Annotated in this window: 12 protein-coding genes; 8 read left to right on the forward strand and 4 right to left on the reverse strand. The window is 66.1% G+C overall.

Annotated features, from left to right (window positions below; translation table 11 throughout):
- Window positions 1-79: 79 nt before the first annotated feature.
- Window positions 80-913 carry a universal stress protein gene (locus RBA41_RS21995; RefSeq protein WP_306626388.1) on the reverse strand — a complete coding sequence of 278 codons (834 nt, stop codon included), beginning with the start codon at window positions 911-913 and terminating at the stop codon, window positions 80-82.
- A gap of 112 nt (window positions 914-1,025) precedes the next feature.
- Between RBA41_RS21995 and RBA41_RS22000 the strand changes: the two genes are divergently transcribed.
- Entirely contained in the window at window positions 1,026-1,199 is a 174-nt protein-coding gene (locus RBA41_RS22000; protein ID WP_306626389.1) for a hypothetical protein, read from the forward strand.
- Window positions 1,196-1,969, forward strand: coding sequence for an enoyl-ACP reductase FabI (gene fabI / locus RBA41_RS22005; protein ID WP_306626390.1), 774 nt, complete (start codon window positions 1,196-1,198; stop codon window positions 1,967-1,969). The genes RBA41_RS22000 and fabI overlap by 4 nt, the downstream gene beginning before the upstream one ends.
- A gap of 23 nt (window positions 1,970-1,992) precedes the next feature.
- Here the strand turns inward: fabI and RBA41_RS22010 are convergent, their stop codons facing one another.
- Window positions 1,993-2,634: a CerR family C-terminal domain-containing protein gene (locus RBA41_RS22010; protein WP_306626478.1), complete on the reverse strand. Its 642-nt coding sequence runs from the start codon at window positions 2,632-2,634 to the stop codon at window positions 1,993-1,995.
- 276 nt (window positions 2,635-2,910) lie between these two features.
- Between RBA41_RS22010 and RBA41_RS22015 the strand changes: the two genes are divergently transcribed.
- From RBA41_RS22015 to adeC, 3 genes are read left to right on the forward strand one after another with little or no spacing between them, the layout of a single operon-like run.
- Window positions 2,911-4,128 (forward strand): efflux RND transporter periplasmic adaptor subunit, encoded by a 1,218-nt coding sequence (locus tag RBA41_RS22015; RefSeq protein ID WP_306626391.1) that lies wholly within the window; start codon window positions 2,911-2,913, stop codon window positions 4,126-4,128.
- 2 nt (window positions 4,129-4,130) lie between these two features.
- Window positions 4,131-7,277, forward strand: a complete 3,147-nt coding sequence (locus RBA41_RS22020; protein ID WP_306626392.1) for an efflux RND transporter permease subunit — start codon at window positions 4,131-4,133, stop codon at window positions 7,275-7,277.
- Between the two features lies 1 nt (window position 7,278).
- Window positions 7,279-8,748, forward strand: coding sequence for an AdeC/AdeK/OprM family multidrug efflux complex outer membrane factor (gene adeC, locus RBA41_RS22025; RefSeq protein ID WP_306626393.1), 1,470 nt, complete (start codon window positions 7,279-7,281; stop codon window positions 8,746-8,748).
- A gap of 112 nt (window positions 8,749-8,860) precedes the next feature.
- Here adeC and RBA41_RS22030 read toward each other — a convergent pair whose 3' ends face one another.
- The gene (locus RBA41_RS22030; RefSeq protein ID WP_374709588.1) at window positions 8,861-11,041 is read right to left on the reverse strand and encodes a PAS domain S-box protein; all 2,181 of its coding nucleotides are present in this window, start codon (window positions 11,039-11,041) and stop codon (window positions 8,861-8,863) included.
- On the reverse strand, window positions 10,951-11,403 hold the full coding sequence (locus RBA41_RS22035) for a GAF domain-containing protein (protein ID WP_306626394.1): 453 nt from the start codon (window positions 11,401-11,403) through the stop codon (window positions 10,951-10,953). Before RBA41_RS22035 ends, RBA41_RS22030 begins: the two co-directional genes overlap by 91 nt.
- A 281-nt stretch (window positions 11,404-11,684) precedes the next feature.
- Between RBA41_RS22035 and RBA41_RS22040 the strand changes: the two genes are divergently transcribed.
- The 3 genes from RBA41_RS22040 to RBA41_RS22050 are packed head-to-tail and all read left to right on the forward strand — an operon-like array spanning window position 11,685 to window position 13,883.
- Window positions 11,685-11,951 (forward strand): hypothetical protein, encoded by a 267-nt coding sequence (locus RBA41_RS22040; protein WP_306626395.1) that lies wholly within the window; start codon window positions 11,685-11,687, stop codon window positions 11,949-11,951.
- On the forward strand, window positions 11,944-12,249 hold the full coding sequence (locus RBA41_RS22045) for a hypothetical protein (protein WP_306626396.1): 306 nt from the start codon (window positions 11,944-11,946) through the stop codon (window positions 12,247-12,249). Before RBA41_RS22040 ends, RBA41_RS22045 begins: the two co-directional genes overlap by 8 nt.
- Window positions 12,246-13,883 (forward strand): PepSY-associated TM helix domain-containing protein, encoded by a 1,638-nt coding sequence (locus RBA41_RS22050; RefSeq protein WP_306626397.1) that lies wholly within the window; start codon window positions 12,246-12,248, stop codon window positions 13,881-13,883. Before RBA41_RS22045 ends, RBA41_RS22050 begins: the two co-directional genes overlap by 4 nt.
- Window positions 13,884-13,906 lie beyond the last annotated feature (23 nt).

A 13,906-nucleotide genomic window follows, 5' to 3' on the forward strand; every position in this document is an offset into this window, starting at 1 on the left:
GAGGGACGCGGGCGGGCCCGGCTACGGCTACGGCGCGGGGCCGGCCGCGCCACAGGGGCGCGGCCGGTAATGAGGTGCGTTAATGCGCCATCCACAACGGTATCGGCGACGAGAGCAGCGCCGTGCGGGTGGCGCCGCCGAGCACGAACTCGCGCAAACGGGAGCGGCCGAAGGCGCCCATGACAATCAGGTCGGCGCCTTTGCGGGCCGCGAACGACAACAGCGACTCGCCGTCGTCGTCGCCGCCGTCGATCATGCTCACGTCGACCTTGACCCCGTGCCGTGCCAGGTAGAGCGCGATGTCGGCGCCGGGCTGTTCGGCGTACAGATCGGCATGGCCGTTCTTGCCTGCCACGACCAGATCCACGTGCGCGGCGCCCTGCAGCAGGGGGAGCGCGCTGGTGATGGCGCGCACCGCCTCCGCGCTCCCGTTCCATGCCACGGTGACGCGTTTTCCGATCGCGCCGCCGGCGCCGGCGGCCGGCGTCACCAGCACCGGCCGGGCGCAGTTGAGCAGGACGTGCCCGGCGACCCCGGGACGCGCGAAGAACACCGTGTCGGCCGCCGGCGCGCCGATGACCACCAGGTCCGCGTACCTGGCCTGCAGGCACAGGCCGTCTCCGACTTCCTCGTCGACCATGCGCCGCTCCAGCGAATTCACTCCGAGCTGGCGCGCGCCGCTTTCGAACAGGTCCAGCGAGCGCTCGGCGCCGGCACGGACTTCTTCAATCGGGAACGCGATCGGGGGCATGCCCGCACCCATGGCGCTGAGGGGATACATGTATGCCGACAGTCCGGTCGGCGCGACGCCCACCAGATGGGCGTCATGCGCGATTGCCATGCGCGCGGCGAGTTCCACGCGCGCGGCCAGTCCGGCACTTGCATCGACATGGACCAGTATGGTTTTGTACATTGTGAGCTCCTTGAAAAGTGGATCGGTAATTGCGTCAAATTTACGCCATGCCATCGGAATTGCTACTTGATGTGCATCAAGTTGTGCGAGATTCGCAGCGATGACGAGCAGAATGCAGGATGCCCTGCCGCCGGGCGCATACTGGCAGCGCATGGGAAATCGCGCGCTTTCAAATGGCGGCGCCGCACCGAACCGGCCTGCGGGAAACCGGTCCAACAGCATGAAGGCGCATGCCGATGCGCGCCGCACGCGGTTGAAATCCGAACTAGGGAAGGAAGCAATATGACCGAAGCGCTCTCGCTCCAGGGGAAAAAAGGCCTGGTCGTCGGTATCGCGAACGAACACAGCATCGCGTGGGGCTGCGCGCGCGCGTTTCACGCGGCCGGGGCCGAACTGGCCATCACCTGGTTTAACGACAAGGCGCGCCCGTACGTCGAGCCGCTGGCGCGCGAACTGGACGCCAGCATCCTGCTGGCACTGGACGTGGAGCAGCCCGGCCAGCTGGAAGCCGTGTTCGACGCCATCGGCGCGCGCTGGGGGCGCCTTGATTTCCTGCTGCACTCGATCGCTTTCGCGCCCAAGAGCGACCTGCACGGCCGCGTGACCGACAGCTCGCGCGAGGGCTTCGCGCGCGCCATGGATATCTCGTGCCACTCGTTTGCGCGCATGGCGCGGCTGGCCCAGCCGCTGATGAAGGAGGGGGGCAGCCTGATGACGATGAGCTATGTGGGCGCGGAAGAGGTGATTCCCGGCTATGGCCTGATGGGGCCGGTGAAGGCGGCGCTGGAGGCCAGCGTGCGCTATCTCGCGGCCGAGCTGGGCCCCGGGGGTATCCGGGTCAACGCCGTCTCGCCGGGCCCGCTGGCCACGCGCGCGGCCTCCGGGATACCGCATTTCGACGCGCTGCTTGCGCAGGCGGCGCAGCGCGCGCCATTGCGGCGCCTGGTCGACATCGCCGACGTCGGCGCGCTGTGCGCGTTCCTGGCCGGCGACGGGGCCAGCGCGATGACGGGCAGCACACTGTACGTCGATGCCGGCTATCATATCCTCGGCTGAACCAGCGCCGGCCGCGCACGGCGTCAACGCTTGCCGTGATCCGCGTCGGCCACGCCCAGTGCGCGCAGCGAGAACGCGGTCACGTGGCGCGCGATCCCGCGGATGCCGGCTTCGTCGTAGACGATGTCGGGTGCCATCATTTCATTGACCGGCTTCGAGTGGCTGTAATACAGCATCTGGCCCAGGATGCTGAACAGGTTGTTGCGGATCTCGACCTCGCTCGTGCCCGGCGGAGCGATCTCGCGCACCAGTTCCTGCATCACTTCCTGAAGCGGCTCAATCAGCGTGTCGACGATATGGCGCAGGGCGGCGGTTGGCTCCACCAGTTCCCAGCTGATCAGCCGCGAGATCAGCGAATGCGGACCGCTGGTCATCATGTCGACCAGCAGGCGTTCGATCAGATGCGCCAGGCGCAGCGTGGCCGGTACCGACGCGTCGCGTGCCGGCACGGTCAGTTCGTCCATCTCGGCGCTGCCGCCCTCGCGGTCGATGATCGCCAGGTACAGCCCGTCCTTGCTGCCAAAATAATAGTTGACCATCGCCAGATTGGCACCGGCGCGCTCGCAGATCTTGCGCACCGATGTCGCCTTGAAACCGTTCTCGGCAAAGCACTCCGTGGCCGCGCTGATGATGCGGTTGCGGACATCGTTGTCGTCAGCTTTCATCTTCAAGACACTCCTGGTTTTTGCGAATTAAACGTTTGTTTAATTTCTGATTTTTGAATTGTACATAGCAGCTCCTGCCTTGTCCATGCGTTTCCATCACCGGGCATCGGCGATCCCGGCAATGCCACATTATCAACTCACAATTTCTGGTTGACAACTAAACAGCTGTTTGATACAGTCGTATTAAACGCTTGTTTGAAACACTTGTTTGGCGGCTTCACGGCAAGTCCAGGCTTGCCGCGACAAGCACCGACCGTTCAACTAACGAAAGCCGACATGCAATCGAACCTCTTTCCCCGCTCCGCCAGGCCGGCCGCCGGCGCGCCCGTCCTGCTGGCCCTTGGCGCCGCCGTCCTGCTCGCCGCCTGCGGCAAAAAAGCGCCACCCGCGCCACCGCCGCCCGGCCCGCCGCAAGTGGTGGTGCACACGGTCGCGGCCCAGCCGATGACGGTTACTACCGAGCTGGCCGGACGCACTTCCGCTTACCAGGTGGCCGAAGTGCGGCCCCAGGTTGGCGGCCTGATCCTCAAGCGCCTGTTCGTCGAGGGCTCCACCGTCAAGGCCGGCACGGCGCTGTACCAGATCGATCCGGCCAGCTTCGTCGCGTCGGTCAACTCGGCCAAGGCCACCCTGGCCAGCGCCAGGGCCAGGTTGCTGGCGGCCGAGCCGAAAGCGAAGCGCTACCAGGAACTGCTGGCCGTCGAAGGCGTCAGCAAGCAGGATAGCGAAGACGCGCTCGCCAGCGCGGCCCAGGCCCGCGCCGACGTCGCATCGGCCCAGGCTGCGCTCGACGTCGCCAATATCAATCTGAAGTACACCAATGTGTACGCGCCGATCGGCGGCCACATCAGCCGCTCGAACGTGACCGCCGGCGCCCTCGTGACCGCCGGCCAGGCCGATGCGCTGACCACCGTGCAGCAGCTCGATCCGATCTATGTCGACGTGACCCAGTCCAGCACCGAACTGCTGGCGCTGCGCCGCCGCTTCGAGAGCGGCAAGCTGAAACAGGCGGAGGGCGGCCAGGCCACGGTCAGCCTGCTGCTGGCCGACGGCAGCAAATACAGCGCGCCGGGCAAGCTGCAGTTCGCCGATGTGAGCGTCGATGCCGGCACCGGCAACGTCACCCTGCGCGCGCTGTTCCCGAATCCGAAGGGCGAACTGATGCCCGGCATGTATGTGCGCGCCGTACTCGACAGCGGCCTGGACGACAAGGCCATCACCGTGCCGCAGGTCGGCGTCACGCGCAACCAGCGCGGCGAAGCGACCGCACTGGTATTAACCAGGGAAGACAAGGTCGAGCAGCGCGTGCTGAGCACCGGCGCGGCCGTGGGCGACCAGTGGGTGGTCAATGCCGGCCTGGTTCCGGGCGAGCGCGTGATCGTCGAAGGGGTGCAGAAAGTGCGTCCCGGCGCGCCCGCCGTGGCTGTCCCGGCAGGTGCCCCAGCGCCCGGCGCCCAAGGCGTGGCAGGCCGTGCGGCCCCGGCAGGAGCATAACCATGGCCCGTTTCTTTATTGACCGTCCGATCTTTGCGTGGGTTATCGCGCTGGTGATCATGCTGGGCGGTGTGCTGGCCATCCTGGGCTTGCCGATTTCGCAGTATCCGGGCATTGCGCCGCCATCGATTTCGATCAGCGGCAGCTATCCGGGCGCGTCCGCCAAGACGGTGGAAGACGCCGTCACCCAGGTCATCGAACAAAAGATGAAGGGGATCGATGGCTTGCAATATATGTCGTCGAGCAGCGATTCGAGCGGTTCGGTCGGCATCACGCTGACATTCAGCAACGGTACCGATCCGGACATCGCCCAAGTGCAGGTGCAGAACAAGCTGCAACTGGCCACGCCGCTGCTGCCGGCCGCCGTCACCCAGCAGGGCCTGGTGGTGAGCAAGTCCACCAAGAATTTCCTGATGGTGCTCGGTTTCGTGTCGGAAAACGGCAGCATGCAGCAGGCCGACCTGGGCGATTACGTCGCTTCCAGCGTGGTCGATTCGCTCAGCCGCGTGGAAGGCGTGGGCGACGTGACCCAGTTCGGCTCGCAATACGCGATGCGGATCTGGCTCGATCCGGCCAAACTGCTCAACTACCAGCTGACCCCGGCCGACGTGAGCAGCGCCATCCGCGCCCAGAATGCGGAAGTGTCGGCGGGTGAACTGGGCGGCGCGCCAGCGCGTCCCGGCCAGCAACTCAATGCCACCGTGTCGGCCCAGAGCCGCCTGCAAACCAGGGAACAGTTCGGTGCGATCCTGCTCAAGACCCGTGCCGACGGCGCCGTGGTGCGCCTGAGCGACGTGGCGACCATGGAGCTGGGCAGCGAAAGCTACAACATCGTGGCCCGCTTCAACGGCAAGCCTGCCGCCGGCGTGGCAATCAAGCTCGCCACCGGCGGCAACGCGCTCGACACGGCCAAGAACGTCAAGGCCAAGGTCGAGGAAATGCAGAAAAACTTTCCGGTCGGCATGAAAGCCGTGGTTGCTTTTGACACCTCGCCGTTCGTCAAGCTGTCGATCGAGGAAGTGGTCAAGACCCTCATCGAAGCCATCGTGCTGGTGTTCCTGGTGATGTACCTGTTCCTGCAGAACTTCCGCGCCACCCTGATTCCGACCATGGCCGTTCCGGTCGTGCTGCTCGGCACCTTCGCCGTGCTCAGCATTCTCGGCTATTCCATCAATACCCTGACCATGTTCGCCATGGTGCTGGCGATCGGCCTCTTGGTCGATGATGCCATCGTCGTGGTCGAAAACGTCGAACGCATCATGAGCGAAGAGGGACTGTCGCCGAAGGAAGCGACCAAAAAATCGATGACCCAGATCACCGGCGCACTGGTCGGTATCGCGCTGGTGCTCTCCGCCGTGTTCGTGCCGATGGCGTTTTTCAGCGGCTCGACCGGCGTGATCTACCGCCAGTTCTCGATCACGATTGTGTCCGCGATGGTGCTGTCGGTGCTGGTGGCCATGGTATTCACGCCGGCGCTGTGCGCCACCTTGCTCAAACCGGTCGAACAGGGCCACAAGGCCGGCACCACCGGCTTTTTCGGCTGGTTCAACCGCAGTTTCGACAAGAGCAGCCGTCGCTACCAGGGCTGGGTCGGTACCCTGATCGCCCGCACCGGCCGCACCATGGTGGTGTACGCCGTGCTGGCGCTGCTGATGGCCGTCGGCTTCCTGCGCCTGCCGACCTCGTTCCTGCCGGCGGAAGACCAGGGCATCCTGTACACCCTGGTGCAATTGCCGGTCGGCGCCACCCAGGAGCGCACGCTCAAGGTGGTCGAGCAGGTCGAGCAGCATTACCTGGACGAGCAGAAGGATGCGGTCGCCTCGGTGTTCTCGGTGGCCGGCTTCAGCTTTGCCGGCAACGGCCAGAACGCGGCCATGGCCTTTGTGAAGCTCAAGGACTTCGAGGAACGCGGCAGCGAGGGTTTGCGCGCCCCGGCCATCGTCGGCAAGGCCATGGGCCGCTTCATGCAGATCAAGGATGCGATGGTGTTCGCCATCGCCCCGCCCGCGGTGATGGAACTCGGTAACGCCAACGGCTTCGACCTGATGCTCAAGGATGAAGGCGGCCTCGGCCACGAAGCGCTGATGGGCGCCCGGAACCAGTTGCTCGGCATGGCCGCGCAAAGCAAGATGCTGGTGCAGGTCCGTCCCAACGGCCAGGAGGATTCGCCCCAGTACAAGCTGGAAGTGGACCAGCAAAAGGCCAGCGCGCTCGGCCTGTCGCTGGCCGACATCAATAACGCGCTCTCCACCTCGTGGGGCGGCGCGTATGTGAATGATTTCATCGACCGCGGCCGCGTCAAGAAGGTGTACATGCAGGGCGCGTCGGATGCGCGCATGGCGCCGGAAGACATCGGCAAGTGGTACGCCCGCAATGCCAGCGGCGAGATGGTGTCGTTCTCGACCTTTGCCACCGGCAAGTGGATTTATGCGTCGCCGCGCCTGGAGCGCTACAACGGCACGCCATCGCTCAACATCCAGGGCGTGGCCGCACCGGGTTTCAGCTCCGGCGACGCCATGCTGGAAATGGAAAAGCTGGTCGCCAAGCTGCCGCCAGGCATCGGCTTCGAGTGGAGCGGGGTGTCGATCGAAGAGCGCGCCGCCGGTTCGCAAACCACCATGTTGTATGCCATGTCGCTGCTGATCGTGTTCCTGTGCCTGGCCGCGCTGTATGAAAGCTGGTCGATTCCGTTCTCGGTGCTGCTGGTGGTGCCGCTGGGCGTGCTCGGTACCGTGCTCGGCACCATGCTGTTCGGCCTGTCGAACGATGTGTACTTCCAGGTGGCGCTGCTGACGGTGGTGGGTCTGGCTGCCAAGAACGCCATCCTGATCGTCGAGTTTGCCAAGGAACTGGAAGATGGCGGCATGGATGTGAGGAAAGCGACCCTGGAAGCGGTGCACCTGCGCCTGCGTCCGATTTTGATGACCTCGATTGCGTTCGGGCTCGGCGTGTTGCCGCTGGCGATCAGCAGCGGGGCCGGCTCGGCCAGCCAGAACGCCATCGGTATCGGCGTGCTGGGCGGCATGCTGACGTCGACTTTCCTGAGCATCTTTTTTGTGCCGGTGTTCTTCGTGGTGGTCCGCGCTTTCGTGGTTCGCAAAAACAAGGTGGCGCCCGTGCCCGCCATCGCTTCCGTGGAGGGACATTGAAATGAATATCTTAATTAGTGCGACCTTGAGACTGACCCTACTCGCAGCCGCGATCAGCGGCTGCACAATGATGCCCAAGTACCAGCAGCCGGTCAGCCCGGTCGCTGCGGCTTGGCCTGCCGGCACGGCGTACCCGGCGCCTGCCGCCGCGGGCGCCACAGCGGCCGCCGACATCGCCTGGCGCGATTACTTCGCCGATGAGCGCCTGAAGCAACTCATCGCGCTGAGCCTGGCCAACAACCGCGACCTGCGCGTCTCGGCACTGAACATCGACAAGGCGCGCGCCCAGTACCGCATCGAGCGCGCGGCGCAGTTGCCGTCGGTGGCGGCCGGCGCCAGCCAGAGCGCCCAGCGCACGGCCGACAAGATGAGCGCGGGCGGGCAGGGCGCCGTGAATCGGCAGTACGGCGTGAACCTGGGCGTGGCCGCCTGGGAGGCCGACCTGTTCGGCCGCGTGCGCAGCCTGTCGGAAGCGGCGCTGCAAACCTATCTGGGCACCGAGGAAGCGCGCGCCAGCGTGCAGATGTCGCTGGTGGCCGAAGTGGCCAACGCCTACCTGACCCTGATGGCCGACCAGGAACGCCTGCTTCTCGCGCGCCAGACCCTGGCCAGCCAGCAGCGGTCTTTGGAACTGAGCGAGAGCCGCGTCAAGGCCGGCGCGGCGGCCGGGCTGGACCTGTACCAGGCCCGCACCACCGTGGAAACGGCGCGTGCCGATGCCGCCGCCTACACCGCCCAGGTGGCGCAGGGCCAGAATGCGCTGACCCTGCTGGCCGGCGCCGCCGTACCGGGCGACCTGCTGCCGGATGCCGGCCTGGCTGACGTGACCGCGCTCACCGCGGTCAGCGCCGGCTTGCCGTCGGACCTGCTGTACCGGCGGCCGGACGTGCTCGCGGCCGAGCGTACGCTACAGGCAAGCAACGCCAACATCGGCGCGGCGCGCGCGGCCTTTTTCCCGCGCATCACGCTTACCGGGCAGGCCGGCACGGCCAGTTCCAGCCTGTCTGGCCTGTTTGACGGCGGTTCGGGCGTGTGGAGTTTCGCGCCGTCGATCAGCCTGCCGATTTTTGACGGCGGCGCCAACCGCGCCAACCTGGAGGTGGCCAAGGTCAACCGCGATATCGGGGTGGCGCAGTACGAGAAGACCATCCAGGCCGCGTTTCGCGAAGTGGCCGACGCCCTGGCCCAGCGCGGCACGGTGGACGAGCGCCTGAACGCGCAGCGGCAACTGGTGGAAGCGTCCGACAAGAGCTATCGGATTTACGAGGCGCGCTACAAGAATGGCGCTGACACCTTCCAGAATGCACTGATCGCGCAGCGGGCGCTGTATGCGGCGCAGCAAGGCCTGATTTCAGTCAGGCTGGCCGAGCAGACCAGCCGGGTCACCCTCTACAAGGTGCTCGGCGGCGGCTGGCGGGCGGGCGATGGCGTGGCCTTGGCGAGGCGGGGGCAGGGCGGCGCAAGCTGGTAGGCGCAAGCATCCGGGTGCCGCGCGTCCGGATGCTTGTCCGTTCGCAGTGCGGGCCAGGATCCGGAAAGAGGCCGCGATATGTCATGCGCGCGGCCTCGCCGGCGCCGCACCATCACGCTTGCTGCGTTCCCAGACAATATTGGTTGCGCCCCGCGGCCTTGGCCTGGTACAGCGCCGCGTCGGCCTCCCTGGCCAGTTCGCGCGCGTCGGGCTGGGCGCTGCCGGTCCAGGCGATGCCGATGCTGCTTGATACCTGGCGCGCCATGTCGCCGACCGAAAACAGCGGGCGCATCGCCTCCACGATCTTGGCGCCGATTGTCGCGCACTCCTCGGGCGAGCGCACGCTTTCGAGGATGATGGTGAATTCGTCGCCCGCCAGGCGCGATACCGTATCGGTCTTCCTGACCGCGCCCAGCAAGCGCCTGGCGAACTCCCTGAGCACCTCGTCGCCCCAGGCGTGACCGAGCGTATCGTTGATCTGCTTGAAGCGGTCGATGTCGAGGTACATCAGGGCGATGCCAGTACGGTTGCGCACACTGCGGGCCAGCGCCGCTTCCAGCTCGGCTTCGTAGCTGCGGCGGTTCGGCAAGCCGGTCAGCGTATCGGTATTGGCCAGCGCCTTCAGGTTGGCCTCGTGCCGGCGCGCCGCCGTTACATCCGTCGAGAGCAGGTAGGCGCCCAGCACCACGCCATCGCGCATGTGCGGGATGTACACCGAGTGAAGGATGCGGCCTTCTCCACCGTGTTCGACTTCCAGTTCCAGCTGCACGGTGTGGCCTTCCAGGCAGCGCCGCAGTTGCTGTTCGCGCTGGCCGCAGAAGTGCGCGGGGAAGACGTCGGTGATGGATTTTCCCACCATGTCGGCCGGATCGATGCCGTACCACTGCTTGTACATGGCATTGGCGAAGCGGTAGCGCAGGTCGATGTCGAGGTACGAAATGAGCGCCGGCAGGTTGTCGGTGACGGTGCGCAGGCGCTCCTCGCTTTCGCGCTGGCGGATTTCGCTGCGCTTGCGCGCGGTGATGTCGAAGGCCATCGCGTAAAAGCCGTTGACCGAGCCGCTGGCGTCGATGTCGGGGATATACGAGGCGTGGTAATACGAGCGCCGTCCCTCGACCGTGATTTCGTCCTCGAACGAGACGCGCTTGCCCTGCATCGCCAGCTTGATGAACTGTTCGACTTTCTCGAATTCCGGCGCGCTGTAGGCCTGGCGCACCGGTTGGCCGATCAATTGTGCGTTTTCGCGCCCGTAGAAACGCAGCGCCTGCGAATTGAGGAAGGTGAAATTGCCGGCCTTGTCGACCTGGCCGATCAGGGCCGGCAGGTTTTCGGTAATCGCCCGCAGGCGCTGCTCGTTCAGTTTATGCTTGCGCTGCGATTCGCTCAGTTCCGTGATGTCCTTCATCGCCACCACCGCGCCCATGGCCTCGCCATTCGGGCCGATCATGCGCCGCCCGCTGGCCAGCACGTAGCGCCGGTGCAAGCCCTTGGGCGCGATCAGCATGGCGCAATCCCTGACCGTTTCGCCGTGCAGCGCGCGCACCAGCGGCACGTCGCGCTCTTCCAGCAGGCGCGTGCCGTCGGCCGAGCAGGCCACCACGCCGACATCGAGCGTTTCGAGCACGGAGTCGAGCAGTTGCTGCTTCTGCATCAAGGCCAGCTTGGCCTTGATGCGCCCGGACACATCGTGCAGGAAAGCGCCGAAGAAGGTCTCGCCGCCGGCCTGGAAGGCGTTGATCGTCATTTCGACCGTGATGCCGCCATGGTCGCGGGTGCAGGCCGGCATTTCGATGTGCGTGTTGATCATGCTGCCCGCGCCATGGCGGGTGAAGCGCCGCATGCCGGCGCGGTGCGCCGCGCGGTAGCTTTCCGGAACGATCAGCGTGGCCAGTTCCCGCCCCAGCGCTTCCTCGCGCGTCCAGCCGAAGGTGCGCTCGGCCGACGGGTTCCAGTCCACCACCATGCCGCTCGCGTCGGTGCTGATAAATGCGCTGAATGAGGAACTGATGATGGTGCGGATGCGTTCCTCGTTGGCGCGCAGGGTCGCTTCGGCGCTGAGGCGCTGGCGGATCTCGCGCTTGAGCGTGTCGTTGGCGTCGCGCAGGGAGGCGGTGCGCTCGTCGATGCGTTTTTCCAGTTCGATATTGAGTGCCTGCAGCGCCGCTTCGGCGCTCACGCGCGCGGCGATCAGCGTGCCCTTGTTCAGTTCATCCTCGACCAGGCTGGCGAAGTCGCGCAGGCTCTGGCGCGCCGCGTCGTCGAACTGGCGCGGCACGGTATCGATGATGCACAGGGTGCCGACCGCTTCGCCATCGTGCGAGAACACGGGCTGGCCGGCATAGAAGCGGATTGCCGCAGGGGATTGGCGTGAAAGCGCGGGTCTTGCAGCGCATCCTCGACCACCAGCATCTCGCGCCTGGCCACCGCGTGGGTGCAGAAGGCGATTGAACGCGCCGTTTCGGTCGCGTCCAGCCCGACGCGCGACTTGAACCACTGGCGCTCTTCATCGACCAGCGACACCAACGCGATCGGCACCGCCATGGCGATGGCGGTCAGGCGAGTCAGGCGGTCGAAGCGTTCTTCCTGCCCGCTGTCGGGCATCCAGGGCGCGCGCACGCGCCTGGTATCGTCGGAAAAAGGGAGGTCGATGTCCATGGTCCACCCGGTCAGTGACGCGCAGCGTCAGCATTTTGCAACAGTGCAAAGGATCGGCGGGTGCGTGGCCGGAGGAATTCGGTGATTGCGTGGACGCGCAGGCGGCGCTGGGGCCTCGGTCCTGTGCCCAGAGATCGGATTCGATCACTATACAAAATTTCCTTACGGAACGCAACTTCTTCCGAAAGATATATTTTACTCAACCATCGTATTGAGAATCATTTACATTTGGGGTAAGATGCGGCCGTCTCCCCAGTCCCACGGGCGAGTTGAAAGCCAGTATGTTGTTCGCCCTTGCCCTGATCCTGACGCTGCTCTCCGCCGTGTGCTGCAATTTGAGCACACCCAGGGCCGAACCACGTCTGCCGGCCGCGCTGGGCTGGGCGCTGGGGGCGGCGCCGCTGCTGCTGGCCGTCGTCATCCTCGCCGCACGCGCAAGCACCTTCACTGCCATCCTGACCGTGCTGACCATCTGGATGATCGCCCTGCCGCTCGTCGGCGTGCTGCGTGCGGTGCGCCGCGCGCGCGCGGGGAGGGCGCATGGCTAAGGACAGCGCGCAACGCGACCAGGTGCTCCTGCATAACGGCGTGGTCGCGCTGGTACTGGGCTACCCGCTGGCGATTGCCCTGAGCGGCGTGCTGCACCAGTTGATGCGATGGCTGGACGCCGGCCCGATCGTCGGGCAACTGACGATGTGGGTCGTGTATCCGCTGTGGGTGAGCGTGATCGCCCTGATTTTCCTGGTGCCCAGCAAGCGCGCCTGCTGGACCTGGCTGGCCCTGGCCAACGCGCTGGCCGCTGCCGCCTGCTACCTCCTGATGCAGGCCGGCGGGAGCGCCGCATGAAGCCGGAGATCGTGCGCACCTACAAAGTGGTGCATACCTGGGTTGGCATCCTCAGCGGCGTGATGCTGTTCATCGCCTTTTACGCCGGCGCGTTCACCATGTTCAAGCCGGAAATCGGCCGCTGGGCCGAGGCTGTCCCCAGCGCGCAGCAGGCTGCCAGTTCGCCGGTCGATGCGCTGGCCCGGGCATTTTTCGCCGCGCGCGACGACGCCATCGGCAGCGCCGTGCTGGTGCTGGACCGCGAGCAGCCAGGTTTCGGCCGCATGCGCTATGCCGACAAGCAGGGCGCGAGCTGGCAGGTGACCCTGGACGCAGCCGGCCAGCTGCAAACGGGCGCCGCGCAAACCGGGCCGGCCGGCGATTTCGTCGACGAAGTGCACCGCAACGGCGGCCTGCCGCTGGCCGGCGCCGTGGCCGAGCCGATCATCGGCTTCGTGGCCCTGCTGTACGCGCTGGCGCTCATTTCCGGCGTGGTGATCCTGCTGCCGTCGCTGGTCAAGGATTTGCTCCTGCTGCGTATTAGCGCCAACGTCAAGCGCCTCTGGCTCGACGCGCACAACCTGATCGGCATCACCAGCCTGCCGTTCCACCTGGCCATTGCCCTGACCACGGCCGGCTTCTGCCTGCACGACTGGGTCTACGACACGCAGGACGCCACCATTCACGCCATCGGCAAACCAGCCGAAGCGGCGCCGCGCGCCAAGGGCAAGGCCGGCCCCGGCGCCAGCGCAGCCTGGGTGGCGCCGTCGGCCATGCTGGCCAGCGCCCGGGCGCGCTCCGCCAGTTTCACGCCAACCGAACTGACCTACCGCGGCTTGAACAGCCCCAAACCGCAAGTAAACATGGGCGGCGAAGACTGGAGCGGCCACATGCGCGCCCCGCGCGCCGGTTTCATGAACTTCAATCCCGTCACCGGCCAGATCAACAAGGGCATCAGCCTGCTGCCGCACCAGCAAACCAACTGGGAAGCGAGCCTGTCCGCCATCTTCGCGCTGCACTTCGGCAGCTTTGGCGGGGTACCGGTGCGCGTGGCGTATGCCGTGATGGGCGTGCTCGGCGCGATCCTGTTCTACACCGGCAACCTGCTGTGGATCGAATCGCGCCTGCGCAAGAACCGCCAGCTTGCCGTGCCCCTCGAACAGCCGCGCCACGTGCGCTGGGTGGCCGCGCTGACGGTCGGGCTGTGCCTGGGCGCCGTCATCGGCCTGCCGCTGGGCCTGGTGGCCTTGCGCTGGGAAGCCAGCCTGGGCCTGGACATGGCCGGCATCGGCCTGTCCGTGTTTAACACCGCGCTCGGCGTGGGCCTGCTGGCGGCGCTGGTGAAGGGCGCGGCCTGGGCCGGCTACCGGCTCACGCTCGCCGCGGCGCTGGCGACCTTGCTGGTTCCCGCGACCAGCCTGCTGGCCAGTGTGTTCCCCGGCATGCCGATCGCCAAGCCGTACGTGACCGATTACCTGTGGATCGACGGCCTGTCGCTGCTCGGCGGCCTGGCGCTGCTGTGGATGGCGGCGCGCGTGCGTTGGCGCGGCCGCTCCGGCGAGCAGCACAGCGTCTGGCGCGAGCCGGCGCCGCTGGCGCCATCCCCTGACACCAATTCAAGCCAAATCACTTCTAACCGAATGGAGCAAATGTAATGCGAGTTGTCCCTGTGTGTGCT

The organism is Massilia scottii (assembly GCF_030846495.1).
Taxonomy (GTDB): Bacteria; Pseudomonadota; Gammaproteobacteria; order Burkholderiales; family Burkholderiaceae_D; genus Telluria_A; species Telluria_A violaceinigra.

Bases quoted from the DNA above. Each gene is read 5' to 3' on its own strand.
- RBA41_RS22010 (WP_306626478.1), bottom strand. From the start codon at position 2,634: ATGAAAGCTGACGACAACGATGTCCGCAACCGCATCATCAGCGCGGCC.
- RBA41_RS22035 (WP_306626394.1), bottom strand. From the start codon at position 11,403: ATGGACATCGACCTCCCTTTTTCCGACGATACCAGGCGCGTGCGCGCG.
- RBA41_RS22020 (WP_306626392.1), top strand. From the start codon at position 4,131: ATGGCCCGTTTCTTTATTGACCGTCCGATCTTTGCGTGGGTTATCGCG.
- adeC (WP_306626393.1), top strand. From the start codon at position 7,279: ATGAATATCTTAATTAGTGCGACCTTGAGACTGACCCTACTCGCAGCC.
- RBA41_RS22015 (WP_306626391.1), top strand. From the start codon at position 2,911: ATGCAATCGAACCTCTTTCCCCGCTCCGCCAGGCCGGCCGCCGGCGCG.
- RBA41_RS22045 (WP_306626396.1), top strand. From the start codon at position 11,944: ATGGCTAAGGACAGCGCGCAACGCGACCAGGTGCTCCTGCATAACGGC.
- RBA41_RS22000 (WP_306626389.1), top strand. From the start codon at position 1,026: ATGCAGGATGCCCTGCCGCCGGGCGCATACTGGCAGCGCATGGGAAAT.
- RBA41_RS22040 (WP_306626395.1), top strand. From the start codon at position 11,685: ATGTTGTTCGCCCTTGCCCTGATCCTGACGCTGCTCTCCGCCGTGTGC.
- RBA41_RS22050 (WP_306626397.1), top strand. From the start codon at position 12,246: ATGAAGCCGGAGATCGTGCGCACCTACAAAGTGGTGCATACCTGGGTT.
- fabI (WP_306626390.1), top strand. From the start codon at position 1,196: ATGACCGAAGCGCTCTCGCTCCAGGGGAAAAAAGGCCTGGTCGTCGGT.
- RBA41_RS21995 (WP_306626388.1), bottom strand. From the start codon at position 913: ATGTACAAAACCATACTGGTCCATGTCGATGCAAGTGCCGGACTGGCC.